At 32.0% G+C, this 23,934-nt stretch carries 17 protein-coding genes and 2 pseudogenes; 8 read left to right on the forward strand and 11 right to left on the reverse strand.

The genetic code is table 11. The features are described 5' to 3' along the window. Positions 1–57: 57 nt before the first annotated feature. On the forward strand, positions 58–801 hold the full coding sequence (locus tag EC396_RS11360; protein WP_129366810.1) for a hypothetical protein: 744 nt from the start codon (positions 58–60) through the stop codon (positions 799–801). Then, entirely contained in the window at positions 794–1,381 is a 588-nt protein-coding gene (locus EC396_RS11365) for a hypothetical protein (RefSeq protein ID WP_129366811.1), read from the forward strand. Before EC396_RS11360 ends, EC396_RS11365 begins: the two co-directional genes overlap by 8 nt. 250 nt (positions 1,382–1,631) lie before the next feature. On the opposite strand, the gene EC396_RS11370 is transcribed toward EC396_RS11365, so the two are convergent. Beyond that, positions 1,632–2,024, reverse strand: a complete 393-nt coding sequence (locus EC396_RS11370; RefSeq protein ID WP_129366812.1) for a hypothetical protein — start codon at positions 2,022–2,024, stop codon at positions 1,632–1,634. Positions 2,025–2,186: 162 nt separating this feature from the next. Beyond that, positions 2,187–2,498: an MTH1187 family thiamine-binding protein gene (locus tag EC396_RS11375; RefSeq protein ID WP_129366813.1), complete on the reverse strand. Its 312-nt coding sequence runs from the start codon at positions 2,496–2,498 to the stop codon at positions 2,187–2,189. A 361-nt stretch (positions 2,499–2,859) separates the two neighbouring features. Between EC396_RS11375 and EC396_RS11380 the strand changes: the two genes are divergently transcribed. The 3 genes from EC396_RS11380 (at position 2,860) to EC396_RS11390 (ending at position 4,800) form a co-directional block, all read left to right on the forward strand. Continuing rightward, positions 2,860–3,273, forward strand: coding sequence for a hypothetical protein (locus EC396_RS11380; protein WP_129366814.1), 414 nt, complete (start codon positions 2,860–2,862; stop codon positions 3,271–3,273). Between the two features lie 145 nt (positions 3,274–3,418). Next, a complete protein-coding gene (locus tag EC396_RS11385) occupies positions 3,419–4,066 on the forward strand; it encodes a GDSL-type esterase/lipase family protein (protein WP_129366815.1) in 648 nt (215 codons plus the stop codon). A 5-nt stretch (positions 4,067–4,071) separates the two neighbouring features. Continuing rightward, positions 4,072–4,800: an esterase family protein gene (locus EC396_RS11390; protein WP_129366816.1), complete on the forward strand. Its 729-nt coding sequence runs from the start codon at positions 4,072–4,074 to the stop codon at positions 4,798–4,800. Positions 4,801–4,836: 36 nt separating this feature from the next. Here the strand turns inward: EC396_RS11390 and EC396_RS11395 are convergent, their stop codons facing one another. The 8 genes from EC396_RS11395 to gltB all read right to left on the reverse strand — a co-directional run bounded on the left by EC396_RS11395 (position 4,837) and on the right by gltB (position 18,455). Further along, positions 4,837–5,520: an SDR family NAD(P)-dependent oxidoreductase gene (locus EC396_RS11395; RefSeq protein ID WP_129366817.1), complete on the reverse strand. Its 684-nt coding sequence runs from the start codon at positions 5,518–5,520 to the stop codon at positions 4,837–4,839. A gap of 32 nt (positions 5,521–5,552) precedes the next feature. Beyond that, the gene (locus EC396_RS11400) at positions 5,553–6,869 is read right to left on the reverse strand and encodes a beta-mannanase (RefSeq protein ID WP_129366818.1); all 1,317 of its coding nucleotides are present in this window, start codon (positions 6,867–6,869) and stop codon (positions 5,553–5,555) included. Between the two features lie 20 nt (positions 6,870–6,889). After that, the gene (locus EC396_RS11405; protein ID WP_129366819.1) at positions 6,890–8,083 is read right to left on the reverse strand and encodes an AGE family epimerase/isomerase; all 1,194 of its coding nucleotides are present in this window, start codon (positions 8,081–8,083) and stop codon (positions 6,890–6,892) included. Further along, a complete protein-coding gene (locus EC396_RS11410) occupies positions 8,083–9,252 on the reverse strand; it encodes a glycosidase (protein WP_129366820.1) in 1,170 nt (389 codons plus the stop codon). The genes EC396_RS11405 and EC396_RS11410 overlap by 1 nt, the downstream gene beginning before the upstream one ends. A 16-nt stretch (positions 9,253–9,268) precedes the next feature. Next, complete coding sequence (locus EC396_RS11415; RefSeq protein ID WP_129366821.1) at positions 9,269–11,107, reverse strand: sodium:solute symporter family protein; 1,839 nt, start codon at positions 11,105–11,107, stop codon at positions 9,269–9,271. Positions 11,108–11,110: 3 nt separating this feature from the next. Beyond that, on the reverse strand, positions 11,111–12,232 hold the full coding sequence (locus EC396_RS11420) for a glycoside hydrolase family 26 protein (RefSeq protein WP_129366822.1): 1,122 nt from the start codon (positions 12,230–12,232) through the stop codon (positions 11,111–11,113). 248 nt (positions 12,233–12,480) lie between these two features. Beyond that, positions 12,481–13,947 carry a glutamate synthase subunit beta gene (locus EC396_RS11425; RefSeq protein WP_129366823.1) on the reverse strand — a complete coding sequence of 489 codons (1,467 nt, stop codon included), beginning with the start codon at positions 13,945–13,947 and terminating at the stop codon, positions 12,481–12,483. A 2-nt stretch (positions 13,948–13,949) separates the two neighbouring features. Beyond that, a complete protein-coding gene (gltB, locus tag EC396_RS11430; RefSeq protein ID WP_129366824.1) occupies positions 13,950–18,455 on the reverse strand; it encodes a glutamate synthase large subunit in 4,506 nt (1,501 codons plus the stop codon). A 152-nt stretch (positions 18,456–18,607) separates the two neighbouring features. Between gltB and EC396_RS11435 the strand changes: the two are divergent. The 3 genes and pseudogenes from EC396_RS11435 to EC396_RS18105 form a co-directional block, all read left to right on the forward strand. Then, positions 18,608–18,940, forward strand: a pseudogene (locus EC396_RS11435) (cation acetate symporter); the annotation flags it as partial. A 198-nt stretch (positions 18,941–19,138) separates the two neighbouring features. Further along, entirely contained in the window at positions 19,139–20,116 is a 978-nt protein-coding gene (locus EC396_RS11445; protein ID WP_164975255.1) for a hypothetical protein, read from the forward strand. Beyond that, a pseudogene (locus EC396_RS18105) lies at positions 20,056–21,658 on the forward strand (AMP-binding protein); the annotation flags it as partial. The gene EC396_RS11445 and the pseudogene EC396_RS18105, both read left to right, overlap by 61 nt. Before the next feature lie 225 nt (positions 21,659–21,883). Here EC396_RS18105 and EC396_RS11460 read toward each other — a convergent pair. Then, entirely contained in the window at positions 21,884–23,722 is a 1,839-nt protein-coding gene (locus EC396_RS11460; RefSeq protein WP_205757947.1) for a molybdopterin-dependent oxidoreductase, read from the reverse strand. Positions 23,723–23,934: the final 212 nt, after the last annotated feature.

The raw sequence follows: 23,934 nt of genomic DNA on the forward strand, positions 1-23,934 counted from the left end.
CGGAAAATTATGTTTCCAAAAATGCAACGTTTGTTGCGTTAGAACCTTGAATGCAGCATGATAGCAGAAATCAATAATAAAATTCCATCTAAACTTTCGAATAGCGAAGATTTGTTAACTGGTAACTTTTTCGGAATTATCAGATATACTAATATTGAAAATACAATTCCTTGTATCTTTGAATCAAGTACTTTTAATAAAACAGAAGACAATAATATTTTTGACAAAGCACTTAAATCCATTTGTAAAACGCAAGACCCATTTATTTTTTGGCCTAAATTTGAGGGTAATGAAATCGATTTAATTATTGAATTAAGTGAATATGTAATAGGTATAGAAATAAAATACAATTCTGGTTTATCATCTGATGATGAAGTTTCTAATCTCGAGAACAATGAAATACAAAATAGTTGTAATCAGCTATCCAGATATTCCCGAATGTTAGAAAATAAATATCCCTTAAAAAAAAAGATTTTATTATTTTTAGCTAAAGAAAATAGTGCTTCTCATACATATTACGCTGTATTAAATCGAAATATAATTAGTAATAATGTTTCTTTTGGTTTTCTATCTTGGCAAGAAATTCTCATTTCTTTACAAAAATACAACTCATCTTCAAACGAATTAATAATAATAAATGACTTAATCAAATATCTTAATCAAAAAGGATTTGACACTTTTAAATCATTTTTTATAAAAGAAAATATTTCTAGAAATAGCTTCTTCAAATTCAACTTTAATGAAAAATTCTCCTTTCAATTAAAAAGAAAAATATTTAAATTATCCTATAAATATGAATGATACAGCACAAAATATAGACAATGCATTTTTAGTAGTCAGAGAAACTTATTCTAACCTGAACAAATTATTCTCTGCACTTGATAATGAATGTATTGAGAATGGATTTATTAATATAATTAAGGACCAAAAACCCTTTTTAAGATGGAAGTCAGATAACGAACCTTTCGGTTGGCTAATTAATTCATTTGTAAAACTGTATCAAAAAAAAGATTCTCCAAGAAAAGATGAGGATTCACTATCAAACGAAATAAGAAAAGATAATAATATTTACGCATTAGAATTTAATTTAGAAAGCTCTCCAGTTATTAGAATTGCTAAATTTTCATTTAGTTCAAATAGTTGGACAACATCACCTACAGTTTCTGAACATTGGGTGTTTTATTGGCCTTTAAAAAAGTTAAATTATAATGAATTTGAATTTTCAAATGATAACGATTTACAAAAATCAACACCCAAAAACGAAACAATCATAAAAAAATTCAAAAAACTAAAAAGTGTAGAATATAAGGAAGTATTACTTACAGAAATTACATCAAAAAATTTTAGTGAAAAAATATTTAAGGTGTTTGATGAATTATAAATTACGTTACCTAACACCAATAACCATTACACAAAACCTTAAAACACAAACACCATATTTCATAAGCTCCTTTTTAAGGGGCTTATTTTTTTAAACAATAACAGACTCTTCTCAATTTCGAATCGCTTAAAAAGGGAAATATTACACTGCTAATTTAAAAAGTATTAAAAATATTGTGCCATTAGATTAAAAGTCATTTAGAATTGAAGGTGTAATTTGCATACATAAACACTTATGCAACAACTCCAACTTATTCTAAATTATTTTTAGCTTGTATAACATTGTGAAAAGTTGGTGAATTTTCGGTAATTCGGCCTGCTCCCTTTTTATTAATTTTGAAAGTAACATCCTTTGTTGTTGTAAATAAAAGCACAGACGAAAAAGACGTTTTGAGATACGATTTCAAAACCACGAATGCTTCATCTAAGGTTAGCTCATTTTCTTCATCCTCAGTTTCTTTGGATTGGTAGTGAAATTTCACTAAAACTTTAAAGTCGTTATCAGAATAGACAGGTCTAACAAATATATTTTTTAAGTTAGGTTTACCAATGGTTTTTGCCATGGTTAATTTGGCAAATCGGCCTTCTTGGCTACTTTTTTTTACTTCTTCCCAATAAAGAACAAAAACATCTTGGTATTGCATAAAATAAAAATTATGATAAAATATTGTAGTATTTTAAAAGTAATATTAATAATTCAATTAATAAATTTTAATTGTTTAATTGTCAGTAAATAACAATAGAATATACTAAAAAATGATAAAGTAAGTGGAGAGGATTAATTCTACACACTAAAAAGCAGTATGTTATTTATTCACCTTTCCAATGATATCTTCTACAGATTTTATCTTTTGTGTTAAACATTGACTTTTACCCTTACGGATATCAAACTTAAGCGATGAATAAACTCGATTGCAATTAGGTTCTAGTACATCATAAGATTGTTGTACAATTGCTAAAGCTTCAGCCATGGTCTCGGTTTCTATGATAGTACCCATAGGTGTAAGTTGATAAGAAACACCACTTTCGTGTATCATTTTTATGATTTTACTTACATAAGGACTTATGCTCTCACCTTTATCGGTAGGAAACATGGCAAATTCTAATAGTACTGACATTGATATAGGAGATATTAGTTAAAGTTGCAAATATACTAAAGTGTTAAACTTATGAGGTAAAATAAATCAATTATCTAAGGTAAATGGATAAACTTATATTTAAACTATTTGTAAAAATATGTATAGTTATAAAATAGTTGCATTCTTATCATAATTTTACAATAAACAGATGCAAAACCTACTGTTTTTAAATAATTAGATACGGCTAATTCTTTAAAAAACCATTTGCTTAACCAAACTTAAATTTGATGTTAAATAGTTTATTTTTCTTTATATTTTTCTAAAAAAGATATAAATTTACGTGCATTCAAAATTGATTTGCCCTAGTTAAAACAAGTATTAAACTTAAAAATTAGTTATTATGAAACATTTTATTGCACTTTTTTTAATCTCTTTTTTAATAGTAGGATGTAACAATGATGATGACTACAACGACCACGACTACCACTTAGAATATACAAGTGTTATAAGTGCTGATGTTCCAAGTGAGTTTATATATGGACGTACTTATCGAATTAATGTTACCATAGAATTACCAAGTAGTTGTTATTATTACTATAATCAATATGATTATTTTTATGAAGGAAACGCAAGGCTTATTTACCCAATTGTGCATGTAGATGATGGTGTTCCTTGTGCCCAAAATATTAGAGAAATTACGTTTTCAATACCTGTACAAGCGTTACAATATGCACCTTATGTTTTTAAGTTTTATCAAGGCGAGGATGCAGATGGACAAGATAAGTTTTTAACTATTGAAGTTCCTGTAATTTAAAAAAAACGTAAAATTTTATTACTTCAAACCATTTTAAATAAACAAACTTGATGCCTTCAAGTTTGTTTATTATTTCCTTCTGTTTATCAACCATTATTTATTTAAAAACTTTATATTTAGTCTTTAATAATTAAAGAGACAATGCATGTTTTGGTATCATGAAGATTTAGAGCGATTAGAGGAAGATATAAGCACATTACCATACAAACCAAAATTAATTTTTTACGGAAGTTCTACATTTACGTTGTGGAATGATTTGCCTATAATTTTTGAAAAATACAAACCTTTAAACTTGGCTTTTGGAGGGTCTACATTGGCTGCATGTACTTGGTTTTTTGATCGTGTTTTTAACAATATAAAAAACATTGAAGCTATAGTTATTTATGCTGGAGAAAATGATTTGGCTGATGGTAGACATCCTGAGGAAGTTATTTTATTTTTAGAAAATTTATTGGCAAAAATTAGGGTAAAATATGGTAATATACCTTGTACTCTTATTTCTATAAAGCCCAGTGTTGCCCGTAATCATTTGTTAAATAGTATCCATTTTACCAATAGTCATATTCAAAAATTAATGTCAAAAGATAAAAATTGTCATTATGTTAATATCTATGATTTGATGTTGGATAATGAAGGAAAACCCAATGATAAATATTTTGGTGAAGATGGATTGCATTTAAATGATTTAGGATACAAATTATTATTGGATACGCTGAATAAATATCCTGAAATTTTACCCAATAAAAAAGCGATAAAGTATTATAAAAAGATTACTGTTAACAGCGATAAATAAGTTTTGTGAAAAGAGAATACCACAAATGGTTTAGTCCTAATCTTGAACGAGATATGGAATTGCTTGTATTTGGTCATGCCGGTGCAAAAGTTTTATTTTTTCCTCCTAGGATGGGGCGTTTTTACGATTATGAAAATTGGAAAATAATAGCGTCCATTGATCAAAAAATTAAAAATGGAGAATTACAGTTTTTTTGTGTTGATAGTGTAGATTTAGAATCGTTTTACAATAGTTTTAAGCAGCCAGATTATCGTATTTATAGGCATATTCAATACGAAAGATATGTTCTTGATGAAGTACTTTCATTTGCAAATTCTATCAATTCAAATCCCAATGTTATTTCTGCAGGTTGTAGTTTAGGGGCTTATCATGCTGTAAATGTCGCTATGCGTCATCCAGAATTGTTTTGTAAAGTTGTTGGAATGAGTGGGCGCTATGACCTTACCAAATCTAATGGGTATTTTAAAGACTTGTTAAGTGGTTTTCATAATGACTTTGTTTATTTTAACATGCCTAATCAGTTTTTGAAAAATTTAGAGGATACTAATTTAATTGAACAAATTAAAAAAATGGATATCATACTCACTGTAGGTAGGGAGGATCAATTTTTAGAAAGTAATCGCAAACTTTCTGGTATCTTAGATGAAAAAAAAATAAGACATCAATTAATTTTATGGGATGAAGAAGCTCATAAACCACGATATTGGCAAAAAATGGTTACAATTTATTTGTAATATGTGTTTTAAGAGGGCTAACTTAAAATATGAAGGTTAAATAGCTGAGAAAAAAGCGCCATTAGGACCATTATTGTCAATAAGAGCAGGAGATAATGCACCTGGTAAAACAGCTTCAACAGGGTGTTCTGCATTTTGCCCACCCATATCTGTCATTAACCAACCAGGATCTAACATATTTATTCTAACACCTGTATTTTCAAGTTTAACAGCGATGTCTTCTGTAAGTTTTCTAACAGCCCATTTAGAAGCGCCATAAGGAGCAAGTTCGGGTTGATCTTTAATGCCAGAAGTTGTATTGATAATCCTTCCAAAATCATTTTCAATCATATTTGGAATAAATGCACCACAAAGACGATACATAGCAAACACATTTACTTTAAATGTATCCATCCATTCATCCCAACTATGTTTCCAAATATTTTCGTGAAATGGTGTCATAATAGCTGCATTGTTATATAAAATATCAACACTAATTTCAAGCTGTTTTACATCTTTTATCAATTGGTTTACTTTTGATTCTTCTGAAGGTTCTCCTGGTACACAATAAATTTTAACATCATATTTCTTAAGAAGTGAAAGTGTTTCTGAACAACTTTCAGAAGTTCTTCCATGTACAATTATATTGCATCCTTGTTTAGCCAAACCTATTGCTATTTGTTGACCAATTCCTCGGCTAGATCCTGTAATTAATGCGTTTTTATCCTTTAATGATATCATATTATTAATTTAGTGAAATAATATTAGTTCAACTATTTTGTCAATGTTTTATTCGCTTTTTTTATCAATGCTAAAGTTAAAGTATCTGTAGCAAAAACAGAATTTAAACCTTGTGGTTCTTGCGGTGGATCAGCACTAAAATCATTTCCGTGTTGCCATTTTCCACTTTCTGGATTGGTTTTTGCAAATCCTGCAAATCCCCAAAAATTTAAACCAGCTAAAACACCCTGTTCTTTTTTACTTTCTGTAATTCTTTCAAAAATTGCTTTGTAAAAATTGTTTCTATTTTCTATAGAAGCTGTTGGAGATAAACTTTCTTTTTCTCTTGGAAAACCAAATTCAGACATTACAATTGGTTTTTGTAGTTTTTGAGCTACAACTATATGTTCATTCATATAAGCGTTTGCTTTTTCAATAGATGTTGCAGTTGATTGAGTTTCATTATCAATATTGTACCATCCCCAGTTTTTTGGCCACATGTGCATGGTTAAATAATCAATATTTTTGTTGCTATGTAAGCGTTCATACATTGCAATATCTTGTAAATAACTTGCTTTTCCTTCTGCACCTGTTGAGATTAAATGCGTAGCGTCTAAACTTTCTATTAAATCAACGGTTTTATTTAACCAATTAGCAAAAGCTTCTTCATGGTCTGGTGTCATTAAAACACGAGGCTCGTTTGCTACTTGCCAAGACATAATTGCATTGTCTTCAGTATATTTTATACCTGTATAAGTATTTGTTCTTCCAATTATAAACTTTACATGGTTAAAAAAGGCTTCCTTACAAGGTTCGCAACTATGAAATTGTTTGGTATAATTCATATATTGATCCCAAGAATATTCGGGTAAAAATGGGTTAGGAACTGTTCCGTAACCATTCCATTCTAAATATTGCGACATACCACCAGACCAAATCCAGTTGTTGTTTAAGTAAAGTACAGCGTACATGTTTCTTTTACGCATTTCAGCCAATAAAAAATCGAGACCATCTAACAAATCTTCATTGTATTTCCCTTGCTCATATTGCAAGGCGGGATGTACTCTAGAGTCTCCACCATCACCTTCGGCACCCACTAAAATCCGAAGGTTGTCAATACCAATTTCCTTCATTAAATCCAATTCCTTTAGCAAACGCTCTCTGTCTCCAATATTTTTTGCAGCAATAAGTGGTCCGTACCAATAATTTGTGCCAACAAAATAATAGGGTTTCTCGCCTTTATAAAATTGTGTGTTTTTTACGGTAATTAATTCAACAGTATTTCGCTCAGCGTTTTTATCAGTTGGGTTTTTACAAGAAAAAAGTATTGTAAAAAAGCAAAAGAAAAGTATTGATTGAAAGATTTTCATATAAATTAGGGTGAATTATTTTAAATAGATGGCTTATTAGCTATAATCATACATGCTCTTGAATTGTGATAGGGCGCTTTCCACATACCCATTTTATAATCGGAAGTATAAACCTTACGATTTTTATCAACCCTCCAAAACCACTCACCATTTTTTTTGTCGATGATATTATTTTGAATAAAATTTAAAATTTCTAATGATTTTTGAAGATATTTTTCATCTTTTGTTATTTCATAGGCATAATGCAATCCAACCATAGCTTCAGCCTGAGGCCACCAATGTTTATCTCCATCAATTTTTTTAGTATCAGGATTGTATTCATTATAAACACCTCCATCAGCATCAATGCCTTCTTTTAAAAAAGTATCAGCAATTAAAATGGCAATTTCATTTGTTTTTTGAAGTAAATCTGCATTCTCTAAAACTTTGGCAGCTTCAATTAACAGCCAAGCAGTTTCAATATCGTGACCATAAGAAATAACATTGCTTTTCAAATTCCATTGTTCATCAAAAAATAAATTTAAATGATTATTTGTGTTTAAAAATTTATCAAAAAAAAGTTGAATCAAATTGGTTAAACGTTTTTTTAGCTTTGGTTTAGGATATACTTTATATAAATTGGTATAAGCTTCTAACACATGTAAATGCGTATTCATGGTTTTGGCCTCATTTTCATCTTTATCACTTAAACGCATATCTTCAATAGGCGACCAATCTTCATTAAAAGCCTCAATATAACCATTGTATATTTTATCTTTTGCGTGTTTTTCAATCAGATTAAAAATATCAATTGCCCAATCTAAAGCATCATTGTTTTTTGAAAACAAATAGTATTCAGACAAGGCATAAATCATAAATGCTTGTGCATATATTTGTTTTCGCTTGTTAATAGGTTTGCCTTCAAAAGTCAGTTCCCAATAAACTCCCCCAAATTTTTCATCTTTAAAAAAAGTAGTTAAATACTCAAAAGAACGTTCACAAATTGATTTGTATTTATTCGTTTTAAAGTGATTTGAAGCTGCTGAAAAACTCCATAAAATTCTGGAATTTAAAATAATTCCTTTAGTCGCATTTGGGACTAATTTGTTGAAGTGATCGCGTTCGCCAACAAAACCATCATATACTTCATCTATTGAATTTTGAGTCCAGTAATTCAAGATATTTTGAAGTTCAATGGCTAATGAGTCTGATATTTTTTTAGCAAATGAGTGCATTAGTACAAACCTTTATTTTTCTCAACTAAATTTATGATTGTTTGGACAGACCCTGCAGATGTAAAAGTATCTTCAGGACTATTTATAACATAATCAACTAATTTTTCAATACTCGAAACAGCTACGTGCATTCGGGTATCTGATGAAGCGTAATAAATGTAAACAGTTCCATCTTCATCATCAATCCAACCACTTGAAAATAATACATTGGAGACATCTCCCAAAGTTTCTTTATAATTTGGAGCCATAAAATAGCCAGCTGGCTGATGAATTACTTTGGTTAAATCGTTTAAATCGGTCATAAATAAATACAAAACATAGCGCAAACCAGCAGCAGTATTTCTTACACCATGAGCCAAATGTAACCAGCCTTTTGGTGTTTTGATAGGAGCTGGGCCTAAGCCGTTTTTTAATTCATAAACAGTATGGTATACTTTATTATTGATGATAATTTCGTTTTTAACTACAGCATTTGTCATATCTTCAACCAATCCAAAACCAATACCGCCGCCAGAGCCAATATCAATAAAACCATCTTGCGGTCTGGTATACAGTGCATATTTTCCATCCACAAATTCAGGATGTAAAACTACATTTCGTTGTTGGCCAGATTTAGAAATTAAATCGGGTAAACGTTCCCAGTTTAATAAATCTTTTGTGCGAACAATACCTGCATTTGCAATTGCAGCACTGGTATCGCCAGCAGGCGCATTAGGATCTTTTTGTTCAGTACAAAAAATACCGTAAATCCAACCATCTTCGTGTTGTATCAAACGCATATCGTATACGTTGGTATCTGGATTTCCTTCAATTTGAGGAATTACGCAGGGTTTGTCCCAAAACTGAAAATGATCTATTCCGTTAGGACTTTCAGCGATTGCAAAAAATGATTTACGGTCAACACCTTCCACACGCACACACAATATATATTTATTGTTAAATTTTATGGCACCTGCGTTAAAAGTAGCATTGATACCAATGCGCTCTAAAGCCAACGGGTTTGTTTCTTGATTTAAATCGTATCGCCAATGAATTGGAGCGTGATTTGCTGTAATTATAGGATTTTTAAAACGATTAAATATACCGTTTGAAGCAGAAACAGGTTTGTTTTTTTTAGCGATTAATTTATTAAATCGTTTGATTTCTTTTTGAATTTTTTTGTTTTTCATTTTTCAGAATATTCAATTAATCTAATTTGTTTTCTAAATTGTTCCACCAGAATTTTTTCAATAAATACAGGCAAACTACCAAAACGGCTAATGAAATATAAATTGGAGTACTTTGTCTAAAAATCATGTACATTGGAATAATAACCAATATTGTTTGAGCTACAATTCCAACAAACACATTAAACATATCTAAACCAAAGTCGTTATTCTTTTTAAGAGTAGGATCTTCGGCAAGTAATTTTTCGTAAACAGGTTTCCAAAATCCCCAAGGTCTAACATTTTTATAAAAATCTTTTAAAATAGCTTCTTCAGTAGGTGGAGCACTATAAGTTCCTGCGATACTTCCAATTAATGAAATAACTAAAATTACAGGGAATAAATACAAGCCTAAAACTTCAGGAAATAATTCAGGAACAATCCCTGCTGAAATTAAACCAGCAGCCATTCCCCAGAAAAAACCTTCACCATTAAATCGCCACCAGTACCATTTCAATATGTTAGCACCTACGTAACTTCCGTATAAAACAGAAACAATCCATTGAAGCACAGAGTTTACATTTTTGGCATAAATACCCAATACAATACTTATAATTACAACAACAATTCCGGTAGCATAATTCATATTGCTTATTTGAGCATTACTTGCATTTGGGTTTTTATATTTTAAATAAATATCATTTACCAAATAAGCTTGAGCAGCATTTAATGTTCCTGCAAAAGTTGACATAAATGCGGCAATTAATCCGGCTAATAGTAATCCTAGGAGTCCTATAGGCACAAACTCTTTAATTGCGGTTGGTAAAATAAGTTCAAAATCTACATTTCCAGTTGAATTTATTAAGTCTAGTTTTTCATAATAAATTAAAGCCAAAGCTGCAAAACCAGCAATCATTAAATAACGAATAGGCATTAAAATAACCGAAACAAATCCACTCATTTTTGAAGCTTCAGCAGCAGATTTGGTAGATAAAATCTTTTGCATATCGTAAGTTGGAGCAGGGCCAGCCAAACTCACTAAAACGCCTTTAAATACCATCATCATAAAGAAAATGGTAAAGAGTCCAAATCCATCTTCTTGAATTTTTTGATTTACTTCTGGAATAATTGCGCTCCAATCCATATTCAATTCCCAACCAAAAGTTGGACTCAACCAACCTTCAGGAACATCTAAAACGTGAGCTCCAACAGCCTGAAAACCTAAGTAACCTATAACCAAGGCTGCAATAGTCATAATTCCAAACTGAATAACATCTGCCCACACAATACCCGACATACCACCTAATAAGGAATAAAATACGGCAAAACAGGTAAATATAATTCCGTAAAAATGCGGAACAAACTCAGGGCTTACTGTAAATGGTACATAATTGCTTACAACTTCCCAAGGAACAAATATTTCAATAAATTTTCCTAGTCCAATAAAACCATACGCCAAGTAACCTAAGCACATAATTAAGGCGAAAACAACTACAATTATATGTGAAAGTTTAGCACCTTTTTTAAAACCGAATCTGGTACCAATCCATTCAGCACCAGTTGTGGCATTTGAACGCCTAAGCCATTTAGACAAATAAACCATTAAAAATATTTGGTTGAAAACTGGCCATAACCAAGGAATCCAGGCACTTTTTATGCCATATACAAACATTAATGTAACCAGCCAAATGGTGCCTGAGATATCAAACATTCCAGATGCATTGGATAGTCCTAATAAATACCAAGGAATTGATTTTCCTCCTAATAAATAATCGTCTTTACTTTGTTGAGCTTTTTTTCTTAATACAAGACCAATAATTACAATTGATAATAAATACAATGCAATAATTAAAATGTCTGCGGTGTGTAATAATTTCATGGTTTAGTTTATGGAGTTAATGTCTTTTAAAAATAATGTGTTTGGTAATTTTTCGAATTCAATAAAATCAGTTTCGTTTAATTGTTTATGGTATGGCATATAATGGTGTTTGGTATCGTAATTTCGCCAAGTTAAAACCCAGCAAATTCCTGAATTTTGGATAGTAGGATATAATACTTTTGTAAACCAATTTTCTGTTTTAAGCGATTCTAAACCAGTTTCGGTAAAAGCATATAATTTATTTTTTTCGACAGCAGTTTTTTTAACAATTTCTAAATCCTGTTTAACAGATTTTATATAATCTTCGGCGTTGTTAAAATCGTAAATATCAATTCCTAAAATATCTACAAAATCGTCGCCAGGATAATAAGTTAAATAGTTGTCTGTTGGATTTAATTTGTTGGGTGAGTAGGCGTATAAGATATTGTGCAAGTTATGTTTGTCTCGCAATAATTCAACAGTTTCTTGCCAAAGTGTTACATAATCTTTTGGGTTACAATTTTCACCTCCCCACCAAAACCAAGAGCCATTCATTTCGTGAAATGGTCTAAAAATTACAGGAATAGCTTCATTATTATTTTTTAATGAATGTAAAAAATCGGCAACTCTGCTAATCCAAAGTTCGTATTTTTCTCTTTCGCTGCCTCCTTTAATTATTGAAGAAACTGCAGGTGTTTTGTCCCATGAATTTCCTTCAGTTATAGGATTGTTTAAATGCCAACTAATAGTTATGATTCCTCCTTTTTTATGTGCATCAATAATTAATTTTTTCATTAAATTAAAAGGAACTGTATCTAAATTGTATTCCTTACCAATTTCAATCCAACCCAAATCAAAGCCAAAAACAGCAGGGAAGTCACCTGTTACTTTTTTTACATCACTTTGTATTTTTGTAGTATCATTTTTATAATTCCATCCCAAGCCATAAGAAGTAGCATCTTGATGACCAACAGCAAAACCTTTTTTAGAGATAGCCTCTAATTTTTTGTATAATTCTATTACTTGTGTTGAAGCTTTTTTATCTACCAAACTTATTTTTTTTTGTGCAGGTTGTGTTGGACTACAAGCATAAAATAAAATAAACGAGAATATAAAAAGTAAGATTTTTGAAGTAAATTTTAACATATGATATTATTCTATACAGTTATCGCAATTATGATTGGATAAAGTTATTAGTTATATGTTCAAAATTAACTATAAAGTGTATTATTAGTTTGATATTATTTCATCAAAAGACTAACATATTATGACAATTTTGAGATTAGAATTTTGATTTCGGATTTATGAATCAGTAATCTTTAAATTTTTATAATAAATAAAAAAACCATCTTTAATTTAATAAAGATGGTTTTTACAAGTGTTAAATATATGAATTACATAGGAGGTAAATCGCCTTTTCCTTTGGTAGGCAAATTACTTAAACCCATATTTAAATATTGGTCTACTTTACGTGCAGCTTCTCTACCTTCAGAAATTGCCCAAACAATTAAAGATTGTCCTCTTCTCATATCACCAGCAGTGAAAATGTGAGGTACATTTGTTTGATATTCTGTTGGTGAAGCTTTGTAGTTACTTCTAGAATCTGTTTCAATACCTAGTTGTTCACTCAATGTTTTTTCAGGTCCTGTAAAACCTAAAGCTAAAAGAGCCAATTCGCAAGGCCAAGTTTTTTCAGATCCAGGAACTTCAACTAAAGTTGGTCTTTCTCCTGTTTTATATACCCATTCAACTTCAACAGTAACCAATGCAGTTAAGTTTCCATCTTTATCAGCAATAAATTCTTTTGTTGAAATTAACCAGTTTCTATCACAACCTTCTTCATGAGAAGATGAAGTTTTTAACTTCAAAGGCCAAAACGGCCAAGGAGTAGCAACTTCGTCTCTTTTTACAGGAGGTTTTGGCATAATTTCAAAGTTAGTTACCGATTTTGCACCCTGGCGATTAGAAGTACCAATACAATCTGAACCTGTATCACCACCACCAATAACAATTACATTTTTATCTGTTGCCAATACTTGGTTTTCAACATTTTGACCAAAAACAACTTTGGTTTGTTGTGTTAAAAAGTCCATTGCCTGTACAACACCTTTACTATCGGCACCTTTTATTGGTAATTCTCTTTTTTGAGTAGCACCACCACATAAAACAATAGCATCAAATTTATTTAATTCTTCAACAGAATAATTAACACCAACATTTACATTGGTTTTAAATTCAATACCTTCTTCTATTAAAATGTTGACTCTTCTGTCAATAATTTCTTTTTCTAATTTGAAATTAGGTATACCGTAACGTAACAATCCTCCAACAGCATCATCGCGTTCAAAAACAGTTACCAAATGACCTGCTCTATTTAATTGTTGAGCAGCAGCCAATCCTGCAGGTCCAGAACCTACAATGGCAATTTTTTTACCAGTTCTTTTTGCAGGTGGCTCAGGTTTAATCCAGCCTTCAGCAAAACCTCTTTCAACAATAGATTTTTCTATTTGTTCTATTGAAATAGGAGGGTTTATGATACCTAATACACAAGCTTGTTCACAAGGAGCAGGACATAATCTTCCTGTAAATTCAGGGAAATTATTTGTTGTATGTAAAAAAGATAATGCTTTTCTCCATTCACCTTTATGAACCATGTCGTTAAAATCAGGAATTAAATTTCCTAACGGGCAACCGCTATGGCAAAAAGGAATTCCACAATCCATACAACGAGAACCTTGTTTTTCAATGTCCTTAGTTTTTAATGGTATTGTAAATTCTTTATAATCTTGAATACGCTCTTTTACAGCAATATTATTTTCGTCTTGTCTTTCAAACTCTTTAAATCCAGCTATTTTTCCCATAATTAAGCAGTAATTTCTTCGTTAATTAATTTTTCATTCTCCAATCGTATTAATGCTTTTTTGTAATCTGTAGGCATAACTTTAACAAAATGTTTTAAATTATCAGACCAATTTTCTAATATTCCAAAAGCATGTGAACTGTTGGTATATTTAAAGTGGTTTTCAATTAATTGTTTTAACTCGGCTTCATCTTTACTAGAGATTGTTTCAAATTCAATCATTTCCATATTGCAACGTCCATTTCTGAATTTTTGTTCAGGATCAAGTACATAAGCAACACCACCGCTCATACCTGCAGCAAAATTTCTACCGGTATCACCAATTACTACCACAACACCACCTGTCATATATTCACAACCGTGATCTCCAACACCTTCAACAACTGCTGTAGCACCAGAATTACGTACACAAAAACGCTCACCAGCAATACCATTGATATATGCTTCACCGTTTATTGCTCCATAAAGAGAAACGTTACCAACAATAATATTTTCATTAGAAACAAAATCAGCTTCTTTAGGTGTTTTTATAATTAATTTAGCACCAGAAAGTCCTTTTCCTAAATAATCATTTGTATTACCATCAACGATCATTGTTAAACCTTTTGTAGCAAAAGCTCCAAAACTTTGACCAGCAGAACCTTTAAATTTCAATGTTAATGTATCTTCAGGTAAACCATTATCTCCATAAATTTTAGACAATTCGTTACTTAAAATTGCACCAACACTTCGGTCTGTATTTTTGATAGGGAATTCGTATTCCATTTTTTCTTTCCTGTAAATTGCAGGATGTGCCCAACGGATAATTTCAAAATCCAATACGTTTTCTAAACCATGGTCTTGAGTTTCTGTATTGTATAAAGGCTTGTCTGTAGCTGGTTTGTGTAATATTGCAGATAAATCTAAGCCTTGTGCTTTGTAATGTTCAACAGCAGGTCTTGCGTTTAATTTTTGAGATTGACCTACCATTTCATCAACTGTTCTGAAACCTAATTTAGCCATAATCTCACGCAATTCTTTTGCTACAAAATACATAAAGTTAATTACGTGTTCTGGAGTTCCTTTGAAGTTTTTACGTAACTCAGGATCTTGAGTTGCAATACCAACAGGACAAGTATTTAGGTGACAAGCACGCATCATAATACAACCTGAAGCAACAAGAGGAGCTGTTGCGAAACCGAATTCTTCAGCACCTAAAAGTGCTGCAATAGCTACGTCACGACCAGTTTTTAACTGTCCGTCACACTCTAAAACTACTCTGTTTCTTAAGCCATTTAATACCAGTGTTTGTTGTGCTTCAGCAATACCAAGTTCCCAAGGTAAACCACAATGTTTTAATGATGTTAAAGGAGAAGCTCCTGTACCACCATCGTAACCTGAAACTAAAATTACATCAGCTTTTGCTTTTGCAACCCCAGCAGCAATTGTTCCAACACCAACTTTAGACACTAATTTTACATTGATTCTTGCTTCTCTGTTTGCATTTTTTAAATCGTAGATAAGTTGTGCTAAATCTTCAATTGAATAAATATCGTGATGAGGTGGTGGAGAAATTAAACCTACGTAAGGAGTTGAATTTCTTGTTTTTGCTATCCAAGGCAATACTTTATCACCTGGTAATTGACCACCTTCTCCTGGTTTGGCTCCTTGAGCCATTTTTATTTGAATTTCCTGTGCATTTGTTAGGTAATTGGTTGAAACACCAAATCTACCAGATGCAACTTGTTTAATAGCACTGTTACGGCTATCACCATTAACATCTTTTCTAAATCTTGCTTTGTCTTCACCACCTTCTCCAGAATTACTTTTACCGCCAATTCTGTTCATTGCAATGGCTAGATTTTCGTGCGCCTCTTGACTGATAGATCCGTATGACATTGCACCCGTTTTGAAACGTTTTACAATATCAATCCAAGGTTCTACTTCTTCAATATCAATTGGGTCAAAGTTGTTAAACTCTAATAAACCACGTAAAGTCATTAATTCTTTACTTTGGTTATTTACAGCTTCAGCATATTGACCGTAAGTTTCGTAACTGTTAGATCTTACCGCTTGTTGTAATTTAGCAACTGTTGTAGGGTTAAACATGTGACGTTCTCCATTTCTTCTCCAACGGTAATCGCCACCAATATTTAAACTTTCACTTTGAGCTATCTTTTTTAAAGGGAAAGCAGTTCTGTGTCTTAAATAAATTTCTTTTTCAATTTCATACAATCCAACACCTTCAATTCTAGATGGTGTGTTTGGGAAATAGATATCAGTAAATGAACTTTTTAAACCAACAATCTCAAATATTTGAGAAGCTCGGTATGATAATAAAGTTGAGATACCAATTTTATTCATAATTTTTAATACTCCTTTTGCAATTGCTTTGTTGTAATTTTCAATTGCTTTTTCTTCAGAAATATTTGTTATAACCCTATCTTTTACTTGTTTATGAATTAATTCATTGATAATATAAGGGTTGATGGCACTTGCTCCGTATCCAAATAAACACGCAAAATGGTGTGGTTCACGTGGTTCAGCAGATTCAATTATAATTCCAAAACTTGAACGTTGTCCTAGTTTAATTAATTCTGTATTGATATAAGCACAAGCCAATAACATTGGTATTGGTGCATAAGTTTTGTTTACGTGTCTGTCTGAAAGAATTACAATATTACAGCCTTCAGTAACGGCTTTAGAAACCTCCTTAACCATATTTTTTAAGGCAGCTTCAATACCGTTTAAACCTTTGGTAATATCATATAAGGCATCAACAGAAACAGATTTAAAATGAGGGTGGTCAATGTGTTTTAATTTATCAAGATCCTCGTTTGAAATTACAGGATTTTGAATTTTTAATTTCTGACATTGTTCTTCAGTAATTTCAAAAACATTGATATCACCTCCAACAGGTAAACTAAAATCGGTTACAATTTCTTCTCTAATACCATCTAATGGTGGATTTGTTACCTGAGCAAATAATTGTTTAAAATAGTTGTATAATAATTGAGGTTGGTCAGATAATACAGCCAAAGGAGTATCATTACCCATTGAACCGATAGCTTCGTAACCCGTTAAAGCCATTGGGGTAATAATTTTTTGAACTTCTTCAATAGTATATCCAAATATTTTACCTCTATTGTTTAAGCTTGTTTCTTCATTTGGACACATATTACCAGTGTAAGGTACACTTGCTAATGGTAGTAAATTTTTATCCAACCATTGTCTGTACGGTCTTTTTGAAACAACTTCTTGCTTAATTTCTTCGTCGTTGATAATTCTTCCAGCATTCATATCAACCAAAAACATTTTACCTGGTTCTAAACGACCATGTTTAACAACGTTTTCAGGTTTGATATCTAATACACCAGTTTCAGAAGACATAACTACGTTACCATCTTTTGTAACGGTATATCTAGAAGGACGCAGACCATTTCTATCTAATACAGCTCCAATAAAATTACCATCGGTAAAAGGTACAGATGCAGGTCCATCCCAAGGCTCCATAATACAAGCATTGTATTGGTAGAAAGCCTTTTTGTCGTCACTCATTGTTTTGTCTTTTTCCCAAGCTTCAGGCACCATCATCATCATAACTTCAGGCAGCGTACGTCCAGTCATCAATAACAATTCAACAACCATATCCATAGAAGCTGAATCTGATTTTCCTTCAATAACTATTGGGAAAAGTTTTTTAATATCTTCACCAAATATATCGCTTTGCATCATTGCTTCACGCGCTTTCATACGGTTTACGTTTCCACGAAGTGTGTTAATTTCACCGTTGTGACACATATATTTAAATGGTTGTGCCAAATCCCATGAAGGGAATGTATTTGTTGAAAAACGTTGATGTACAAGTGCTAAACGAGTTACTACGTCTGGATTTGATAAATCTGTATAATAATTTCTAATATCTTCAGGCATTAACAATCCTTTGTAAATAATTGTTGTTGAAGAAAAACTTGGAAAATAGAATTTTGATCGATCAGATAGTTTTGAGTTTTCTACTATATGTTCTGAAATTTTACGAGCAGCAAATAATTTGGCATTGAATTGGTTTTCTGTTAAATCTAATCCATTTTTACCAATAAAAACTTGCTCAATAGTTGGCTCAATTTTAGAGGCAACATACCCAAGGTGTGCTTTATTTACAGGTACTTTTCTCCATCCTAAAACAGCTAGTCCTTGTTTGTTAATTTCAGTTTCTAATACTTTTTTACAAAAGTTAAGCTGATTTTCGCTAGGAGGTAAAAAAGTCATACCAACAGCGTATTCTCTTGGTTCAGGTAAATTAAATGATGTGTTTTTTACAAAAAACTCATGTGGGATATCAATTAAAATACCAGCTCCGTCTCCTGTTTTACCATCAGAACTTACAGCACCTCTGTGCTCAAGCTTTATTAAAATTTCTAAAGCATCGTGAATAATTTTATTTGATTTTTCACCTTTTAGGTTACAAATAAATCCTGCGCCGCAATTATCTCTTTCAAATTCTGGAAGGTAAAGACCCTGTTTTATCATACTGTATTTATTTATTTAACAATGTTCACAAAAATAGATAAAATAGTGTAAGACTTCAAGGGGAATTACGAAAACGGAAAAATTGGTTTAAAGAAGTGCGTATTTCCATAAAATTCTAATTGAAACAATTATTATCAAAACTGCAGTCCCATATGGTGCCTGCAATTTTTATTTCATTTCAAATGACTGGTAATCCAATACCGCAATTAGGATTTGGAAGTTCTGGTGAAGATGGTGTTTTTTTATTAGATAAGTTAGATGGATTGTCTGAACAACTTGGTTTTCATGAATATACATCAGGAAGTAAATCAATGATTGATGTTTTTGCAATTACAACTGCTTTAATGGTTGGTACAGCTGGCTTACCGCACGTAATAGTTCGTTTTTTTACAGTACCAAGAGTAAAAGATGCACGTGTTTCAGCAGGTTGGGCTTTGTTTTTTATAGCTATTTTATACACAACAGTGCCTGCAGTTGCCGTTTATAAAATAGCACTATAAAAATGTAGTGCTATTTTTTAGTATATTTAAAGTAAAATTAACAATCTGTGAAAAAAAGACATCAGCAAAAACTAATTGTAATATCATTTATATTGGTCTGTTTATTTAACATACCAATTGTGTTATTGTTTAGTAAAAGTGGTAGTATTTTTGGATTTCCGGTATTGTATTTTTACATATTTTTTGTTAAACTTAATAATTCCATATGGTTTTTTAACCAAGTTTAGCAAAGCTGAATCTTTTGAAAACACCGAATCAATTAAAAATATTCGTCGAATTTCAATTTTTTCACTAATTATTTTGGCTTATTTTTTCTATAGAAGTTTTACATTAGACCACTCATTAGTTTCAATAGGGTTAATTTCATTTGTGTTAATAGCACAACTTGCACCTGCATTTTTTGGTGGTATTTTTTGGCGAAGAGGTGTTTCAAAAGGAGCTGTTTATGGTATTGTTGTTGGTGTTTTAATTACCATTTATACTTTGGTAATTCCGTTTACAATTGATGCCCAATTAATTTCAAGTTCTTTTGTAAAAGAAGGTTTGTTAGGTGTTACAATGTTGCATCCATACCAGCTTTTTGGTTTACATTTTTTAGAGCCAGTACCTCACGCATTTTTTTGGAGTTTGTTTTTTAACATCCTTGTTTTTGTTCTGTATTCGGTAAATGCAATAGGTAATTATCGTGAGCGTAATTTTGCTGAAATGTTTGTTGATAGCTCAAAATATGCTGCTATGCATGAAGATGCTTATGTTTGGAAAGGCGAAGCTTATGTAAAAGATATCCGAAAAGTTTTGACTCGTTTTTTGGGTGAACAAAGAACTGAAAGAGCTTTGAATTTGTTTTACATAAAATACAATATTGATAAAAGTGATCAGGTAGCTGATGCTCGTTTGGTAAATTTTTCTGAAAAATTATTAACGGGTAGTATTGGAAGTGCTTCATCTCGAATTTTAATTTCTTCAGTAGTAAAAGAAGAAGAAATTAGTTTGCCCGAAGTTTTAAAAATTTTAGATGAAACTCAAAAAGCAAAAGAGTCTAATAAGCATTTGCAAGAGCGCGATAAGCAAAAAGATGAATTTTTAGATACCGTTGCAATAATGGATATGGAGACCAAGTTGCAATTATCTACGATTCGCCAGTTACACAACAAAAAGTAAGTTTTACTTTTAACGAAGTGCAAAGTGAAGTAGCGAGATTGGCTGGTGGGTTACGTGATTTAGGTGTTAAAAAGGGAGATACCGTAATTATTTATATGCCTATGATGCCACGCGCCACATTTAGTATGTTGGCTTGTGCGCGTATTGGTGCTATTCATTCAGTTGTTTTTGGTGGTTTTGCGCCACATGAGTTGGCAATTAGAATAGATGATTGTAAGCCAAAAGTAATTATTACTGCGACTTCGGGAATGGAAGTTGACCGATTGATAGCTTACAAACCTTTGGTTGATGAGGCTGTACAGTTGGCCACTCACAAACCAGATAAAGTTATTGTTTACCAACGTAATTTAGGTGCTAATAATCCAAAAACTGAACGTTATATTAGTTATAAAAAGTTGGTAAAAAAATCGGAGCCAGTTGGTTGTGTTGAAATGAATTCTTCAGATCCGTTATATATTTTATACACTTCAGGGACTACAGGAAAACCAAAAGGTATTTTAAGAGATACAGGTGGTTATGCTGTGGCTTTAAAATATTCAATGAAAAATGTATATGGTGTTGATGAAGGTGATACTTTTTGGGCGGCATCAGATGTAGGTTGGGTAGTTGGGCATAGTTACATTGTTTATGGCCCGCTAATTAATAGAAATACAACCATTGTTTTTGAAGGAAAACCAATTAAAACGCCCGATGCAAGTACTAATTTTAAATAAAAGAGGAGACGATTTGGCTATTATTTGGGAACCAAACGATCCAAACGAAACCAATAGAACTTTTACTTACAAAGAATTACATGCTGAGGTTTGTAAATTTTCCAATGTGTTAAAAAACAAAGGTATAGAAAAAGGAGATCGCGTTTGTATATATATGCCTATGGTACCAGAATTGGCAATTGCAGTTTTAGCTTGTGCCAGAATTGGAGCGGTACACTCTGTAGTATTTGCTGGGTTTTCAGCAGTAGCACTTTCAACAAGAATTAACGATGCAGAGTGTAAAATGTTACTGACTTCTGATGGTGTTTTTAGAGGAAATAAAGCGGTTGATTTTAAAACAATTGTAGATGAAGCTCTAGAAACTTGTCCAACTATAGAGGCTTCAATAGTTTTAAATAGAGTGAACGGAGATGTTAATATGAAAGCAGGTCGAGATGTTTGGTGGCACGATGAAATTGCTAAAGTAGACGCTACTTGCCCAGCTGAAGTTATGGATGCAGAGGATATGTTATTTATTTTATACACTTCAGGATCAACAGGAAAACCAAAAGGAATGGTGCATAGTTGTGCTGGTTATATGGTGCATACAGCTTATAGTTTTAAAAATGTATTCCAATATACACACGGAGATGTTTATTTTTGTACTGCTGATATTGGTTGGATTACCGGACATTCGTATATTGTTTACGGTCCATTGGCCGCAGGTGCAACCACTTTAATGTTTGAAGGTGTTCCTTCGTACCCAGATTATAGTCGTTTTTGGCAAATTGTCGAAAAATACAAAGTCAATCAATTTTACACAGCACCAACTGCAATTAGAGCATTGGCAGCTCGATTCTATTCAAGAGAACCTAAAGTTTCAAATACCAACCAGTTATTCATAGTTGCTGTATCTATATCTCATATCTCAGTATTTTTATGTGGGTTTTCTGTTAAAATAGCTACAAAATTGCCTCGCATTCCGGTTCCACCCATAATTGGGTCAATGGCAATTTTTGAAATTAATTCGGTATCGTTAATCCCTTTTCCAAAGGCTCTTGATAGTTGTTTGTCTTTATTTCCAAAGCCGTGAACCATATAAACCGAATCCCAACGAACTCTTTCTGTAACTCTTACTTTTATTGAAAAAGTAGAAATAATCAATTTTACCACTGTGTGTTGGAAAAATATAGGTTGAATCTTCATCAATATATAAAGGTCCTGAAGTGCGAGGGAAATTTTTAACCCCTATTTTTTTCATTTCTTCTAATGAAGTACCCATTTCATTTAATTGCCATTCAATAACTTCTTCATAATCGTTGTAGTTAAAGTAAGCTCCAACACCCATTCTTTTACCAATTTCTTTGGCAATCCACCACGATGGTTTAGAATCGTATTTTGGAGGAACAGCAGGAACTCTTACTGCAATTGATGGTGTTCTGTTGGTTGCTGAGCGAATACCATCATAGCGTTCTAAATAAGTACATTCTGGTAAAACAACATCAGCATAACCTGTTACATCCATTGGCATAGTATCAATAACTACCATAAATTCTAATGCATCAATGGCTTTTTCAATAAGTTTCTTTTGAGGAATTGATTTTGTTAAATTGGTACCTGCAACCATCCAAGCTTTTACTGGATATGGGTTATTTTCATCAGGTATAGAAGCTTGTATCAGTTCGCTTGTAATTCCCATTTGAGCTAAAGGATATTTAGCGCCAATCTCGTGCCAACCCCACTTTGGATGCGGATATTCTGGATGTGGGAATTTAGGGATACTGATACTTTCTTTTAAATAAAAACCACCTCTTCGACCCCAAGATCCTAATAAAGCATTTAAAATTGACATGGCGCGTGCGCGTTGTGTATCATCTCCATACCAAACTACGTGACGACCTGGGTGTATAATTACAGACGGAGCAGCGTGTGCCATTGCTCTGGCTGTTTTTCTAATTTCTTCAGGTTCAATAGTTGTTATTCCATATGCCCATTCAGGGGTAAAACGGCTAACATATGCCTTTAGTTCGTCAAAACCATTTGCATATTTTTCAACATAAGCTTTGTCGTATAAATTTTCTTCAATTAAAACATGCATCCAAGCCAACATTAAAGCAATATCAGTAGCAGGTTTAATAGGTAGCCAGTGGTTAGATTTACTTGCTGCGGTTGAAAAACGTGGGTCTACAGTAATTATAGTTGCTCCGTTATCTATGGCTTCAGACATTTCTTGCACTTGAGAATTGTGCATGTTTTCACCAATATGAGAACCAATAAGTACCAAACATTTTGTATCTCTAATATCTGTTGGTTCAGGAGACCCAACCCAAGAGCCAAATGTTAAATTAAATCCTGTTTCACGAGGGCCACGACATTGGGCATATGCTGGTTCTGCAATAGTATCAGATCCAATAGCTTTATATAAATGCTCTAGATGTGCTCCTGGCGCACCGTGTTTTAATAAGCCTAAAGATTCAGCTCCATATTTTTCTTTAATACCATTCATTTTTGAAGCAATTAAATCCAATGCTTCATCCCAACTAGCCTCTACAAAAGTTTGTTCCCCATGAATGGTTTTTCTAATTAATGGCGTTTTTAAACGATCTTCATCATTATACATTCCTACACCACCTGTTCCTCTAGGGCAAAGTCGCCCGTAACAATGTGGATCATCATCGTTTCCAATAATTTTTTTAACGGCTCCTTCTTCATCTGTATAAGTCCAAGCAGCACACTTCCAAAAACAAACTTCGCAATAAGTAGGCGTTCTTTTTAATTTTTTAGCAACATTTTCTTTCACCAGTTTATCTAAATAAGAGGAAGATCCAAACATATTTAAAGCACTTGTTGTTGCTGCTACAGCTCCTAAACCTAAAGCAGAAATTTTTATAAATTTTCTTCTTGAAGTAGTCATAAGTTTCTTTGTTGATTTCTGATGTAAATATATTTATAGGTAAGTGGAAACTTTATGATAAAAGTCATAGTTAGTGGCTGAACATGGTAACATTAGTTACATTAAAGAATTGATAATCAAAATTATAAATGTAACAATTGTTACAAGGAAGTCTTTGGGATTTGGGTTTCAGTAAGTTGGATTGTAATGAATTGTTTTTTACGAATTTTAAA

Origin of the sequence: Lutibacter sp. HS1-25 (assembly GCF_004121075.1) — a bacterium.
In the GTDB taxonomy this organism is placed as follows: domain Bacteria; phylum Bacteroidota; class Bacteroidia; order Flavobacteriales; family Flavobacteriaceae; genus Lutibacter.